Consider the following 14,083-nt stretch of genomic DNA (forward strand, 5'->3'; position numbering starts at 1 on the left):
TTGAAGGTCTTTCACCTTTCTGGGGGTTCCACCATGTCTGACCAAGCAGCGCCTGCCCAGGCAGCGCGGCTCGACGCCGTGCTCCAGCCCGAGCACGGCACCCGACGGGGCGACGGTGACCGTCACCGACCCGTCGGCGTTGCGCCCGTGCCCGCGCAGGTTCGCGATCTGGTCCTTGAGCTCGGCGGCGCGGGCTGCCTGCTCCTGGAACCGCTGGAGCACGCGTGGTCGCCGCACCCGCGGCCCCCACCGACGCGCCGGCCGTGATCCACGACGCCGCCAGCGTCGCGAGCCACTCGATGATCAGGCCCATCACCAGCTCTTGCAGGATGTCGATCACGATCTCCACGAACGCGTCGAACAGGTCCCGCGGCCAGCTCCAGGACCGGCTGAAGCCCGCGCACCTCGTCCGCGAAAGCCGAGGCGCCCTCGGAGAATTCGCCCATCTGCTTGCGGAACGCGTCGCCGCCGGAGCCTTCCCACGGCTCCTTCGTGAGGTCCGCGCGCTTGCGCTCGTGCTCACCGACGTCGTCAGCCCGCAGGCGATGCGGCGCTCGCACACCGCGTTGCAGCAGGAGATCCTCGGCGCCATCCGCTCGGCGACGCAGCAGGCCGCGGCCGCGCTGAACCAGACCGTGGAGCCCGTGCTGGGTGAGCGCGCGGAGCAGTTCCGCGAGGCGTTCAACGCGCACGTCGAGCCGCCTGGCCGAGTGCGCCGCCGCCCGCCAGCACGCTGGCCGCGCCAGGGCAGGCTCAGTCGCCCGCGCAAATGCCACAACCGCCGCAGAACGCTCGGAACCGGACTGGCGAGGTCGCGGTGACCGGCGGGCGACTCGGGATGAAGGTCAAGCAGCTGATGGGCAAGCTTCGGCCGCTCATCGAGGAGCTGGAGAAGATCCTGCAGAAGCTGCGGACGGGGCCGTTGAAGAAGGTCGTGGAGCGCGTGGAAGGCCTGCGCAACGGCAACTTCCTCGAGAAGCGCGTGGCGGACATGATCGACAAGAACCCGCTCGCGAAGATCCTGACCAAGGCCGACGCGGCCACCGGGGCTTCGCGCACGGGCAACCGGTTCGCCAACGCGCTGGGGGTCGGCGAGAACGGCGCGAACGCGCTGACCACCAACCTGACCGAGACGGGGCTGCGGCTCGCGGGCATGAGCGGGACGTCGAGCGTCGGCAAGGCGGCGTGGCGGGGCAGCGCGGGCAACGTCGCCGAGCAGGGCATCGAGCAAGGTGTGAAGTACGGTTACAACCAGTCTCAGACCGAAGGTGAAGACGAGCGCCGCGAGGCGACCGACCGAGGGTTCTCACTCGAAGAATGAATCTCGCCGATCCCCTGGGTGCCGCCACGCAGGCGCGGCCGCACCTGCGTGCTGACGAGCGGTTGCTGTGGGCCGCGTATGGCGGTGTTGTCGGGTATGCCGTGCGGGGCCTCGATGAATTCGGGCAGCCTGCGAAGAGCCTGCTGCGCAAGGTCGGATCCGGCGTGGCCGACTTCGCGGGCGGGGTCATGGACGCGGCACTGTCCAGTGAGGACAGTGGCAGCGCTGGTTCCGCGCCCCGGGAGCCGGCGGTCGTGGTGTTCGGCGATCGGACGGGTATGGCGGCCGAGGGGCTCGTGCGCGGGTCGCGGGCGTCGTTGTGGGTGCTGACGTCGGCGCGGCTGGTGTTGTTGCGGGTCGTGGTGGCGCCGGAGCCCGTGGAGGAGCCGGAGAAGTCGTTGCTGGGCAAGGCGATGGGCTTCGGGCGAGGGATGGCGAAGTTCGGCAAGGACGTGGCGGAGATCGTCACGGACCGGCGCAAGACGTACGGCGCCAACCGCGAGGGTGAGCCGGTGGCGTTGCGGGAGTTCGAGGTGGCGGCTTCGCTGCCGCGTGAACAGATCGCCGGGTTCGCGGTGGCTGCCCGCGACCGCAGACCGGGTCTGCGAATGTCGCTTGTGGACGGTTCCGGACTCGACCTCCGGTTCGGCGCCGAAGAGCCCGAGGCGTTCGACTGGCTGCTGGCCCGCACGAACGGAGCCGCGTGATGCGCGCGCAGGAGCTGAAGCAGGCCGGTGATGTCGACGAGATCATCGAGCGCGACTACGCGAAGGTGTGGCTGCGCAAGAAGGAACGGCTGCTGCTGGGCTGTCCGCCGGCGCACGGCCACGTCGCCGCGTGGGTCGGCGGCGCGCTGCACCTGCCGTATGCGCCGGCGCGCGAGCCGGTGAAGGTCACGACGGCGCCAGGCCGCTGGCCGACGCCCGCCGGGCTGCCCGACGAAGACTGGACCGACGACCCGTCACTGGCCTACCGCGTGGAAGCCGCGGCGCCTACGGCCGTTGCCGTGCGGATCGCCGACCACCTGGCGTTCTCCGCCGGGGCCGCCCGCCTGACCTGGACCGATCGGCGGCTCGCGCTCGTGTACCCGACGAAGTTCGTGGCCGAGCCGGACACGAAGGACTTCTTCGTGACGGCCGAGGAGTTCCCGGCCGACGTCGTGGCGCGGCTCGACGCCGTGACACCCGGCCGCAGCTTCCCGCCCGAGCCGGGCATCCGGTTCACCTTCGCCGACGGCTCCACGCTGACCCAGCGTGACCTGCTGGCGCCGATGAAAGTGCGAAGGGCCCTCTCGCGCCGCCACTGTGCCGATCGTTACTAATCGGACCACAGTCACGGCCGAATGGCTTCGTGGCAACGGTTACGTGCCGCGTGGGGGTCGGCCTACTTTTGGCCGGGCCAGTAACGGGCATCAACCGATCGGTGGATGTCGGGTGACCGGACCGACGATGGTTCCGGGCCGGTGTTCCCCGAAGACTCGGACGTATGGGTAAAGACTTCCGTTCGTCCGCGTTCGCCCTGCTCATCGACGTCGGCGCACCCGTCGGGGGCTACTACCTGCTGCGGGCGTTCGGCGTGGTGCCCGTGTGGGCGCTGCTGCTGAGCGGCCTGCCGCCGGCGTTGCGCGTGCTCTACACGGCCGTCACGCGGCGGCGCGTGGACGGGATGGGCTTGTTCGTGCTGGCGATCGTCGCCGTGAGCGTGGTGACGACGCTGCTCACCGGCGACGCGCGGTTGCTGCTGGTGCGAAACGCGTGGTTCAGCTCGCTCGCCGGCGTCTGGCTGCTGGCGAGCCTGGTCATCGGCCGTCAGCCGCTCACCTACGAGGCCGCCCGCGCGCTGCTGCCGGGCAAGAGCGAGCAGCTCGACGACGCGTGGGAGCAGCGGCTGTCGTTCCGGCGCCTGTGGCGGGTGCTCGCCGTGGTCTGGGGCGTCGGCGGACTACTGCACAGCGGCGTGAGCATCGCCATGGCGTACACGCTGCCCATCGACGACGTGCCCGCGCTGGACACGGTGGTGTCGATCGCGTTCTTCGTGCTCCTGCAGGTGGTGACGCAGGTGCTGCTCGTGCGCGAGGGCTCGATGCGCACGGTGTGGCGGCGGCCGGCGCCCGTGCGCTGACCGGTCACTGCCGGCGCGCCGGCGCCAGGTAGAGGTGCTGCGTGCCGGCGCGGGGTGAGTCGATGGTCCAGGCCGCCAGCGCCGTCGGCGGAGGCGCGCGCGGCGTCGTTTCGAGCACCAGGTCCGGGGTCGTGGGCGCGACGCCGTGGTCGAAGTGGTGGAAGTTGGCTTCGATCAGGGCCCGGCCGAGCTCGGTGCTGTGCAGCTTCGTCTCGGTGATCGCGGGGTCGACGGCACCGCGGTCGGAGAACTCGCCGACGAGGTGACAATCGCACGCGTACGCGAGCGCACCCGCTTCACCGGGACTCTTCACGGCGCGCCCCTTCGCCAGCATGGCCAGCTGCGTGCCGATTTCGCGGTACTCATCCGTCGCGGCGAGGTTGCCTGTGATCGGCGCGAACCGTCGCGGCAGACCGGGCGCCACATACACGCCGACCGCGGCGGCGAGCGCCAGCCCGGCCGCGGCCGCCGCCGGGATGCGGTGCGGTGTCACACAAATCCACGCCGCGAGAAACACCGTCGCACCAACGATCGCGGGCGCGTACGACCACGGATCAGGCGACGCGACGACCACCGAGTGCACGATCCCGGCCCCCGCGAGTACGGCGAACGGTCGACTGGCTTCGTCCCGGCGGACCAGCGCCACGATGGCCGAGAGCGGCACCGGAAGAAACGAAATCAGCGTGGCGGCGGGAAAGTCGAGCCACGGCACCGTCGGCTGCTGAAAGACGACGGTGTCCGGCACCGCCGACCCGAGCACGAACCAGCTGAACGCAAACCACGGCACCGCGACGACAAGGGCCGCGAACGTCGTCCGCCAGACACCGTCCCAAAACCTCGGCCGCGCCACGAACACCACCAGCGCGACCACCAGAAGATCAACCCGCACGAGAATCAAGGCCCCGGCGGCAAACCCGAGTGCGGCGGGGCGCCGTTCCGTCGCGAACACCAGCACCCACACCGCACCGGCCGCGGCAGGCAACACCTCCAGCCCGACCGCCGACACGAGCAGCGGGTTGAGCAGCAAGGCGGTGAAGGCGAGCAGCACGAACTGGCGCGGGAGGCCGGTTTTTTCGGCGAGCCTGTTGAGTCCTGTCGCGAGCAGCACCTGCGCGGCCACGAACACCACGCCGGCCCCCACCACCGCATCGCGCACGCCGACCGTCACGGCGGCCACGGCGGCCACGTGCAGCGGTGAGGTGGCCGTGTTGGCCATGCCTTGCTCGACGAGGCCCCAGTGGCCGTGCAGGGCGAGGTTGCGGGCGTAGGACAGCGTGACGTACACGTCGTCGACCAAATGCCGGCTGGCCAGCAGGAACACGGCGGCTGACACGGCCGCGACACCGAACGGCAGCCACCTGTCGATGGCCGGCCGGACAACGGTGTCGCTTCGCATCACGCGACACCGTACACAACGACCGTGATCTTCCTGTGACCTACTCCCGGGGCTTCGGCCCCTTCAGGCCGCGCACGAACTCACGCGGGGCCGAGCGGTCAGATTCCGTCACCAGTCCCAGTCCCAGTCCCAGTCCCGGTTCCCGTCCCGTTGCTGGTTCCAGTACCACCGGGACCACCCGGCCCACCCTGGCCGAACCCGGGCCCACCACGGAACTCGCGGTACCCGCCGCCACCGCCGTCACGGAAGTGCGACATCCCCGGCCGCCCGTCGTGCTGAGTCGCGGCCATGACGCCGCCGACGATGCCGCCGCCGACGAGCAGCCCCAGGACGCCGACGCCGACCAGCTGGGTCACCCGATTGCCCACGAACCGGCGGAACCCGCCGGGCCTGCGAACCGGCTGCGGTGCGCCCCACGCACCAGGCGGCGGCTGCTGCCCGTACGGCTGCTGCATTCCAGGCTGCTGCATTCCAGGCTGCTGCATTCCAGGCTGCGGCATTCCAGGCTGCGGCATTCCAGGCTGCGGCATTTGAGGCTGCGGCATTTGAGGCTGCTGAGCGCCGGGCTGCTGCGTTCCGGGCTGTGGCGCCCCCGATTGCTGCTGTCCGGGCGGGACCTGTTGCGGCCCAGGCGCCTGCTGCCCGCCGGCGCCAACCCCTGCTGCTGGTTCTCCGCCGTCACCGGCGTGTCATCCCCAGAACCACTACCGGCAGCCGCGCCACCAACACCGGGCTGCGAACTCTCCGCCGTCGCATCCTGCGGCGAACCACCATCACCGGACCGCTCCGGCGGGACCTGGTCACTCATCTTCGGCTCCTCCGGCTGAAGTGGGAACGGGCGGCCTGCCCGCCCCCACGTCCGAGGATGACCGGTATTTCTGTGCGCAGCCTGAAACTCAGCTGTCTAAATTGCAGCGCAATTCACAGGTAAAACGACTCACAGGTAGAACGACAAGAACAACGTCACAACCCACGCCAACCCGAGCACCTGCAACACCCGGTCCCGCAACGCGATCTCATCCGGCGCCCCGGCGTTGCCACCATCGACGTCCACCGCGTACCGCAGCACAGCGATCACGAACGGCACCATCGACACGACAGCCCACAGCGAATCGTGCTCCGCCTGCCGGATCTCGAACGCCCACAGGCAGTAAGACATGATCAGAATGGCCGCCGACGTCGCCCACACGAACCGCAGGTAACTCGCCGAGTACTTCTTCAGCGACGACCGGATCTTCGCGCCCGTGCGTTCGAACAGCATGATCTCCGCGTAGCGCTTGCCCGCCACCATGAACAGCGAGCCGAACGCCGTGACCAGCAGGAACCACTGCGACATGGCGATCCCGCCGGCGACACCACCGGCGATCGAGCGCATCAGGAAGCCCGAGCCGACGATCGCGAGGTCCACCACCGGCTGGTGCTTGAGCCCGAAGCAGTACCCGAGCTGCACGGCTTCGTACACGCCGAGCACCACAGCCAGCTCCCAGCTCGCGGTGAACGACACCGCGAGACCGGCCAGGAAGAACACCACCGCGGCGGCGTAGGCCACCGGCACCGGCACGATCCCGGCCGCGATGGGCCGGTTGCGCTTCGTCGGGTGGGCGCGGTCGGCTTCGACGTCGACCGCGTCGTTGATGAGGTAGACCGACGAGGCCGTCAGCGAGAAGGCCACGAACGCGATCAGCGCGTCGATGACCAGCTCGGTGCGGTTGGTCGCCTTCGAGAACGCGAAGAACGGCGCGGCGAAAACCAGCACGTTCTTCACCCACTGCTTCGGGCGCGCAGTCTTGATCACGCCCAGCAGCAGCGCCACGGGGTTCGTGCCGGCCGAAGCGGCAGCCGGGGTCGCCGGCTCCGAAACGGCAGCCGAAGACGCGGCCGCGTCCGCGGCGGCCTCCTCCGTCTCGACCTTCACAGCTTCGTCCGCCTTCGCGGATTCAGCCGGGTCGGTCGAGTTCTCGGCACGCTCGTCGGTCGTTTCGCTCATCGTCGTTTCAGCTTCCGTCGGATCAGACCACCGACGAGGCCTCCCAGGGCCGCACCGGCCAGTACGTCGGTCGGATAGTGGACGCCGAGCAGCAGCCGCGAGGCCAGCATCGGCGGTACGAGGGCGGGGACCAGGTTACGCCCGGTGAGTCCCGAGTAGAGCACTGCCGCGGCCGTCGTGGACGTCGCGTGCGAAGACGGGAAGCTCAGCTTGCTCGGCGTACCGACCAGGACCTCGACACTCGGGTGGTCCGGACGACGCCGCCTGACCACGCGTTTCACCGCGATCGAGGCGGCGTGCGCGCCGACGACGCCGACGGACGCGACGAGCCAGTCCTTGCGCCGCGGCTTGTCCACCGCGGCGCCGATCAGACCCAACGCGAACCAGCCCGCGCTGTGCTCGCCGAACAGCGACATCCCACGCGCGACCTGCACCGTGCCCGGCTTCTTCAGGAAGCGCTGGGCCTGGGACAACACGGCGACCTCACCATTCGGTTCGGCCGCCGGCGTGACGACGGGAGTTCCGGCCTCGGCCGGAACAGCACGCTGCTCAAGCATCGATCGACCCGTCGAGGGGCTTGCCCTCGGTGAGGTGCGGCGCGATCTTGTTGTCGAACATCGACAGCGCCGAGCCGATCGCCATGTGCATGTCGAGGTACTTGTACGTGCCCAGGCGGCCGCCGAACAGCACGTTCTTCTCACGCGCCTCGGCCTTCGCCAGCTCGCGGTAGCTCTCGAGCTTCTCGCGGTTCTCCGGCGTGTTGATCGGGTAGTACGGCTCGTCGTCATCCGTCGCGAAGCGCGAGAACTCCCGGAAGATGACCGTCTTGTCCTTCGGGTAGTCCCGCTCCGGGTGGAAGTGGCGGAACTCGATGATGCGGGTGTAGGGGACTTCCTGGTCGTTGTAGTTCACGACCGGGGCGCCCTGGAAGTCACCGGTGGGCGCGACCTCGGACTCGAAGTCGACGGTGCGCCAGGTGAACCGGCCCGCCGAGTAGTCGAAGTAGCGGTCCAGCGGCCCGGTGTAGACGGTCGGCGTGCCCGCGGGGATCTGGTCGCGCACGTCGAAGTAGTCGACGTTCAGGCGGATCTCGATGTTCTCGTGCTCGGCCATCTTCTCGAGCCACGCGGTGTACCCGTCGACGGGCAGGCCCTCGTAGGTGTCGTTGAAATACCGGTTGTCGAACGTGTACCGCACCGGCAGGCGCGTGATGATGTTCGCGCCCAGGTTCTTGGGGTCGTTCTCCCACTGCTTCGCGGTGTACCCGCGGATGAAGGCCTCGTACAGCGGACGGCCGACCAGCGAGATGGCCTTTTCCTCGAGGTTCTCGGCGGCGTCGGTCTGGAACTCGGACGCCTGCTTGGCGATGAGCTCGCGGGCCTCGTCCGGGGTGTGGGACTTGCCGAAGAACTGGTTGATCAGGCCCAGGTTCATCGGGAACGAGTAGACCTGGTCCTTGACCTTGGCGAACACCCGGTGCTGGTAGCCGGTGAACTCGGTGAAGCGGTTGACGTACTCCCACACGCGCTTGTTCGAGGTGTGGAACAGGTGCGCACCGTACTTGTGCACCTCGATGCCGGTCTCGGGCTCGGCCTCGGAGTAGGCGTTGCCGCCGAGGTGGCTCCGGCGCTCGAGCACCAGAACCTTCTTGCCGAGCTCGGCCGCGGCCCGCTCGGCGACGGTCAGCCCGAAGAAACCGGACCCGACGACGACGAGGTCGTAGCCGGCGAACTCGTGTTCAGTAATCTTGGCGGGGTTCGTGTGCTCGCTCACGGGCGCCCAGGGTACGCAGTCCTGACACCGTGGCCCGAACCGACCTCGGCATACCGCCGGCCGTACCGCACCGACACACGTGAGAAGCATGCCTGCACCGGACACCTTGGGAAGCTACTTGGTAGCGGTCGTCACCTACCTGACCGTGCTGGCGATACCCGGCGGCCTGGTGGGCTGGGCCGCCGGAGTGCGCGGCTGGGCACTGGCCGGCCTCGCGCCGCTGGTCAGCTACGCCGTGACGGGTCTGGCCGGCCCGTGGCTCGCCGACGCCGGGCTCCCGTACAACGTCGGATCCGCCGCCCTGTGCACCGTGGGTCTGGCGGCCCTCATGTACGGCGTCCGGCGGCTGCTGATGGCCCGCGGCTGGCTGAGGCCGGGTGCGGAGGAGCCGCCGATCGAGTGGAGCAAACGGGCGCACTGGGCCGTGGCCGGGTGCCTGGTCGTTGCCGTGGGCCTGTCGATCGCCGTGGTGCTCTCGGCGCGCGGCGGCACGACGGCCGTCTTCCAGCGCTGGGACACCGTGTTCCACGCGAACGGCATCCGCTACATCGCCGACACCGGCGACGGCTCACTCACCGGCATGGGCACCATCAACTGGTACCCCGACGGCTCGTTCTACCCGAACGCGTACCACCTGGTCGGCGCGCTGGTCTACCAGATCTCGGGCACGAGCGTCCCGGTCACGCTCAACGCCATCACCATGCCGGTCGCGGGCCTGTTCGCGCTGTCGATGGTGGCGCTGATCCGCCAGCTCGGCGGGCGCGCGGTGTACGCGGGCTGCACGGCGCTGGTCGCGGCGGCCGCCACGACGGGTGCGTACGAGTCGGTGTCGAGCGGGCTGCTGCCGTACGCGCTGGGCATCGTGCTCACGCCGCTGGCCGTGGCGGCGCTGCAGCGGTTCCTGGTGCGCCCGGGCGTCGACACGGGCCTGATCCTGGCGCTGACCGCCGACGGGCTGCTCGCGGCGCACTCGAGCGCACTGTTCGGCGCGGTGCTGTTCGCGATGCCGCTGGTGGTGCAGCGCTGGTACCGGTCGTTGCGGCGCAAGCGCGTGGACGGCGTGGCTCTCGAGACGCCGGCGTGGCGCGTGATCCTGGGCGACGTGCTGCGGATGCTGCCGGTGCTGGTGGTCAGCGGCGTGCTGGCGGCGCCGCAGATCCTGGGCGCGATCGGGTTCACCTCCGGCGCGTACCCGTATTACTCGTGGAACTCGAACCTGCCGATCCCGCTGGCGCTGAAGCTGCTCGTGACGTTCCAGCAGGTGCTCAGCCGGCCGCAGATCTGGCTGACGGTGCTGCTCGCGCTGGGCACGCTCATGTTTTTCACACTGCGGCGGATGCGCTGGGTGCTGCTCTCGGCGATCGGGCTTTCGGGCTTCTTCGTGCTGGTCACCTGCTACGGCTACCTGCCGTGGGTGGTGTCGCTGTCACGGCCGTGGTGGAACGACCGGTACCGGCTGATGGCGCTGGCCGCGATCCCGCTGTGCCTGCTCGCGGGCCACGGCATGGCGGAGCTGCAGCGGTGGATCGCGCGCCTGGCCCGCAGCGGCTCGTGGGTGCGCTCGCGGCCGCAGGTGCTGGCGCGACTCGGCCTGGTGACGGCCGTGGTCGTGGTGGCCGCGATGGCCGTGCTGACCGGCGGCTTCTACCGCAACGCGAACGCGACGGCCGTCTCGTACCTGTACTACAACGGGCCCGAGGGCGAGGTGACGCCACCGGTGAGCGCCGACGAGATCGCCGCCATGGAGCACCTCGGCACGATGGGGATCCCTGCGCAGGAGAAGGTGCTCAACGACCGCATGGACGGCACCGCGTGGATGTACGCGATCGCCGGTGTGCACCCGGTGGCCGGCCACTACGACGGCGGCGGCCGCGTCGATCCGGACGCCGTGTACCTGGCCCTGCACTTCCGCGACTACGACACGGACCCGCGCGTGCGCGACGCCGTGCGGCGGCTCGACGTGCGCCACGTGCTGGTGGGCAGCGGCACGATCCGCAAGGACACGCCGATCGCGCCCGGGCTGCAGAGGCTGGACGGGCTCGATTTCCTGCGGGTCGACTACCGGAATCCCGGTGCGGTGATCTACACGATCGTGAAGTGAGTTTTTCGGAGGTTTGGAGCCTCGTGGCCGCGGCTGCCCCGGCCGCGGCCACGAGGACCTCCCATTCCCCAGCACCCCCGGGGTGCTCACGGGTGAGAAGAGCGGCCCGGTGAAGGGCCGTCTCCCCCTCTTCTCACCTGCTTGACGCCCGGGTCGGGAAATCGGTTTCCCGGCGGGGGTGAAGTCACCTGAACGGACTAGCTGTCCTTGAGCGTGGGCAGGACGTTCTCCACGACCTGCTCCAGCACGGACTCGTGGCCCTCGTACGGGCCGCTCGAACGCGGCCAGTGCGCGATGACGTCGGTGAAGCCCAGCTCCCGCGAGCGTTCGACGGCTTCGCGGAACGCGTCGACACTGCTCAGCGAGAAGACGGGCGCCGCGTCGAGGCTCAGGTAGCGGTGCACGGAGTCGCGCTCGCGGCCGGCGGCGTCGAGGCGCTCGTCGAACACGCGGCTGAGCTCGGCGATGCCCTGCCACCACTCGTCGGTGGTCGCGCCGCCGCGGCCGGTGGTGGCCCAGCCGGCGCCGAAACGGGCGGCCAGCGTCATCGTGCGCGGTCCGTTGGCCGCGACGACGAACGGCAGCCGCGGGCGCTGCACGGTGCCGGGGAGGTTGCGGGCGCCGCGGGCCTGGTAGTACTCGCCCTCGAAGTCGAAGCGGTCGGTCATCAGCAGGCCGTCGAGCGATTCGACGAACTCCGTGAAGCGGTCGGCGCGCTGCTTCGGCGTGAGATCGGGCGCGCCGAGCACCTGCACGTCGTAGTTCTTCGCGTCCACGCCCGCGCCGACGCCCAGCACGAAGCGGCCGTCGGACACGTCGTCGAGGGTGATCAGCTCGCGCGCGAACGGCACCGGGTGCCGCGCCACGGGCGACGCGACGAACGTGCCCAGCCGGATGGTGGACGTGACCATGGCGGCGGCCGTGAGGGTGGGCACCGCCGAGAACCACGGGCCGTCGACCAGGGATCTCCAGCCCAGGTGGTCGTAGGTCCACGCGTGGTCGAAGCCGTACTCCTCGGCGGCCCGCCACTTGGGCTCGGCCGCCCACCAACGATCTTCCGGAAGGATCACGATGCCTGCTCGCACGAGGGTGGACGGTATCGGCAACCACCGACATTCGCTCGAACGGGCGGTGCCCGTGCCCGGTTCGGGGACAATGGGCGAGTGGAGAAACCCCGCTTGATCGCGTCCGACGTCGACGGCACCCTGCTCGGCCCCACCGAGGTACTTTCCGCTCGCACCATCGAGGTCGTGCGTCGGGTACGCGCCGACGGCGTGCCGTTCGTCCTGTGCACCGGCCGGCCGCCGCGGTGGATCCCGCCGATCGCCGGGCCGTTGGGGCTGACGGGATTTGCGGTGTGTGCGAACGGTGCGGTGCTGCTGGATATCGCTTCTTCGGAGGTGGTGGCTGTGCACGGGCTGCTTTCGCCTGTGCTGCTGAACGATCTGGCTTCGGCGCTGGACAAGGCGCTTCCGGGATGCCGGCTGGCCGCGGAGCGGATCAGCACGGATGTCCGGAGTTTTGTGATCGAGCCGGAGTACCGGAACCCGTGGGGTGATGGCGAGGGCCGGACAGCTCCGCGCGCCGAGGTGCTGGGGCATTCGGCGATCAAGCTGCTGATCAGCCACCGGGGCCTGGGGTCGGAGGAAATGGCGACGGCGGCGCGGGCGGTGCTGGACGGGGCAGTGGACATCACGTACTCGTCTTCGGGCGGGCTGATCGAGCTGTCGGCGCACGGGGTCACGAAGGCGACGGGGTTGGCGGATGTGGCTGAGCGGTTTTCGGTGCCGGCTGAGCGGGTGATCGCTTTCGGTGACATGCCGAACGACGTGGAGATGCTGCAGTGGGCCGGGCACGGGGTGGCGATGGCGAACGGTCACCGCGCAGTGCTGGACGTGGCGGAGGAGGTGACGGGGCCGGCCGCGGAGGATGGCGTGGCGCAGGTTTTGGAGCGGTGGTTTTAGACGGTCTTGCCACTCGGCGTGGGATCTTGCCGCTGGCTTCGGCACTTGCGTGTGGGGACGGCGCCTTGCCACTTGGCGATCTGTCTTGCCAAGGGGCTGGACGACTTGCCGCTCACCGGCGCACTTGCCATGGCACGGAGCTCGCCACTCGGGGCCTGGCTCGCCACTTCACCGGCTAGTTGCCGCTTGCCGCTCCCACTTGCCAACCGACATGGCGACTTGCCAGCGGAAGTGGCAAGGGCGCCGGGCGCGAGCTGGGTTGCGGCCTTGTCGCCTGGGCAGCTGCTTGCCCATCGACATGGCAACTTGCCATCAAGTGGCGAGCTTGCCGTTCGCGAGCAGGAGTTGCCGACCTTGCCGATGTGACGGTGACTTGCCATTCACGGATGTGCCTGCCACTCGGTGGTCTGGCTTGCCGCAAGCTGCTCAGGCATGCCAGGTCAGACGGAGGCTTGCCGTTCGTTGGGCAAACTTCCAGCTCGAGTGGCAACTTGCCGGGCGTCCGGATTGCCAAGCGAGTGGCGGATTGCCGTTGACGTGGCGTACTTGCCGATCGACGTGGCCGATTGCCGTCGACATGGAGTGGTTGCCAATCCACGTGGCGACTTGCCGGCCGCAGTGGCAAGTCAGTCGCGGGTGGCGGGGCGGGCGTCCAAAGCTGCGGCGTCCTCCGGGGTGGGCGCGGTGCCGCCGAGGTGGGCGGGGAGCCACCAGCGTTCGGAGGGCGTGGGGGATTCCGGGTAGTCCGCCTGGGCGCGGTCGAGGAGCTCCGACAGTCGGGAGCGCAGTTCGGCGGTTCCCGCCTCGCAGTCGTCCGCGAGCCCCGGGTGCATCGGGGCGCCGAGCAGGATCGAGATGGGCACGTGGCGGCGCGTGAGGTCCTTCGGGTGCCCCTTCGTCCACAGGCGCTGCGTGCCCCACAGTGCCATCGGCACGATGGGCACCCCGGCCTCCGCGGCCATCCGCACGGCGCCCGTCTTCAAGGCCTTCACCGTGAAAGACCGGCTGATCGTCGCTTCAGGAAACACGCCGACGACCTCCCCCGCACGCAGCCGCGCGACGGCCTCGTCGTACGAAGCCTGGCCGGCCGACCTGTCGACGGGGATGTGGTGCATCCCGCGCATCAACGGTCCCGCCACGCGGTTCGCGAAGATCTCGTGCTTGGCCATGAAGCGCACCAGCCGCTTGGCCGGCCGCGCGCCCAGGCCGCAATAAATGAAGTCCAGGTAGCTGACGTGCGTGCACGCGATCACCGCCCCGCCGTGCGCCGGCACGTGCTGCGCGCCCTCGATGCGGATGCGGTTGTCCAGCACCCGGAACATCGTCCGCGCGGCAACCAGCACGGGCGGGTACACGAAGTCAGCCATACCGCGAGGCTACGGGACCGTAAGTTTCTTGCGGCTACTCAAAGTGATCGTCG

General features: G+C 69.6%; 15 protein-coding genes. 8 read left to right on the forward strand and 7 right to left on the reverse strand.

All coding sequences use genetic code 11. The features are described 5' to 3' along the window. Positions 1 to 33: 33 nt before the first annotated feature. From AB0383_RS00410 to AB0383_RS00435, 6 genes are all read left to right on the forward strand, one after another. Entirely contained in the window at positions 34 to 267 is a 234-nt protein-coding gene (locus AB0383_RS00410; RefSeq protein WP_366184196.1) for a hypothetical protein, read from the forward strand. After that, on the forward strand, positions 225 to 821 hold the full coding sequence (locus AB0383_RS00415) for a hypothetical protein (protein ID WP_366184198.1): 597 nt from the start codon (positions 225 to 227) through the stop codon (positions 819 to 821). Before AB0383_RS00410 ends, AB0383_RS00415 begins: the two co-directional genes overlap by 43 nt. Continuing rightward, positions 818 to 1,321 carry a hypothetical protein gene (locus tag AB0383_RS00420; protein WP_366184200.1) on the forward strand — a complete coding sequence of 168 codons (504 nt, stop codon included), beginning with the start codon at positions 818 to 820 and terminating at the stop codon, positions 1,319 to 1,321. Before AB0383_RS00415 ends, AB0383_RS00420 begins: the two co-directional genes overlap by 4 nt. Beyond that, the gene (locus AB0383_RS00425; protein WP_364173688.1) at positions 1,318 to 2,028 is read left to right on the forward strand and encodes a hypothetical protein; all 711 of its coding nucleotides are present in this window, start codon (positions 1,318 to 1,320) and stop codon (positions 2,026 to 2,028) included. Before AB0383_RS00420 ends, AB0383_RS00425 begins: the two co-directional genes overlap by 4 nt. Beyond that, on the forward strand, positions 2,028 to 2,642 hold the full coding sequence (locus AB0383_RS00430) for a hypothetical protein (RefSeq protein ID WP_364173691.1): 615 nt from the start codon (positions 2,028 to 2,030) through the stop codon (positions 2,640 to 2,642). The genes AB0383_RS00425 and AB0383_RS00430 overlap by 1 nt, the downstream gene beginning before the upstream one ends. Positions 2,643 to 2,806: 164 nt before the next feature. Then, positions 2,807 to 3,442 (forward strand): VC0807 family protein, encoded by a 636-nt coding sequence (locus AB0383_RS00435; RefSeq protein WP_366184203.1) that lies wholly within the window; start codon positions 2,807 to 2,809, stop codon positions 3,440 to 3,442. Between the two features lie 4 nt (positions 3,443 to 3,446). On the opposite strand, the gene AB0383_RS00440 is transcribed toward AB0383_RS00435, so the two are convergent. The 5 genes from AB0383_RS00440 to glf form a co-directional block, all read right to left on the reverse strand. Further along, entirely contained in the window at positions 3,447 to 4,838 is a 1,392-nt protein-coding gene (locus AB0383_RS00440; RefSeq protein ID WP_366184205.1) for a hypothetical protein, read from the reverse strand. A 98-nt stretch (positions 4,839 to 4,936) separates the two neighbouring features. Further along, on the reverse strand, positions 4,937 to 5,308 hold the full coding sequence (locus AB0383_RS00445) for a hypothetical protein (RefSeq protein ID WP_366184207.1): 372 nt from the start codon (positions 5,306 to 5,308) through the stop codon (positions 4,937 to 4,939). Positions 5,309 to 5,775: 467 nt separating this feature from the next. Continuing rightward, on the reverse strand, positions 5,776 to 6,825 hold the full coding sequence (locus AB0383_RS00450) for a decaprenyl-phosphate phosphoribosyltransferase (protein ID WP_366184209.1): 1,050 nt from the start codon (positions 6,823 to 6,825) through the stop codon (positions 5,776 to 5,778). Beyond that, entirely contained in the window at positions 6,822 to 7,382 is a 561-nt protein-coding gene (locus AB0383_RS00455; protein WP_366184211.1) for a phosphatase PAP2 family protein, read from the reverse strand. Before AB0383_RS00455 ends, AB0383_RS00450 begins: the two co-directional genes overlap by 4 nt. Next, the gene (gene glf / locus AB0383_RS00460; RefSeq protein WP_364173703.1) at positions 7,375 to 8,598 is read right to left on the reverse strand and encodes a UDP-galactopyranose mutase; all 1,224 of its coding nucleotides are present in this window, start codon (positions 8,596 to 8,598) and stop codon (positions 7,375 to 7,377) included. Before glf ends, AB0383_RS00455 begins: the two co-directional genes overlap by 8 nt. A gap of 88 nt (positions 8,599 to 8,686) precedes the next feature. On the opposite strand from glf, the gene AB0383_RS00465 reads away from it, so the two are divergent. Continuing rightward, positions 8,687 to 10,699 carry a DUF6541 family protein gene (locus AB0383_RS00465; RefSeq protein WP_366184213.1) on the forward strand — a complete coding sequence of 671 codons (2,013 nt, stop codon included), beginning with the start codon at positions 8,687 to 8,689 and terminating at the stop codon, positions 10,697 to 10,699. Between the two features lie 197 nt (positions 10,700 to 10,896). On the opposite strand, the gene AB0383_RS00470 is transcribed toward AB0383_RS00465, so the two are convergent. Continuing rightward, positions 10,897 to 11,784, reverse strand: a complete 888-nt coding sequence (locus AB0383_RS00470; protein ID WP_364173709.1) for an LLM class flavin-dependent oxidoreductase — start codon at positions 11,782 to 11,784, stop codon at positions 10,897 to 10,899. 93 nt (positions 11,785 to 11,877) lie between these two features. Between AB0383_RS00470 and AB0383_RS00475 the strand changes: the two genes are divergently transcribed. Beyond that, positions 11,878 to 12,663, forward strand: a complete 786-nt coding sequence (locus tag AB0383_RS00475) for an HAD family hydrolase (protein ID WP_366184215.1) — start codon at positions 11,878 to 11,880, stop codon at positions 12,661 to 12,663. Between the two features lie 626 nt (positions 12,664 to 13,289). Here the strand turns inward: AB0383_RS00475 and AB0383_RS00480 are convergent. Continuing rightward, positions 13,290 to 14,030, reverse strand: a complete 741-nt coding sequence (locus AB0383_RS00480; protein WP_364173712.1) for a lysophospholipid acyltransferase family protein — start codon at positions 14,028 to 14,030, stop codon at positions 13,290 to 13,292. Positions 14,031 to 14,083: the final 53 nt, after the last annotated feature.

The sequence above is a fragment of the Amycolatopsis sp. NPDC051373 genome, from assembly GCF_040689465.1.
GTDB lineage: Bacteria > Actinomycetota > Actinomycetes > Mycobacteriales > Pseudonocardiaceae > Amycolatopsis.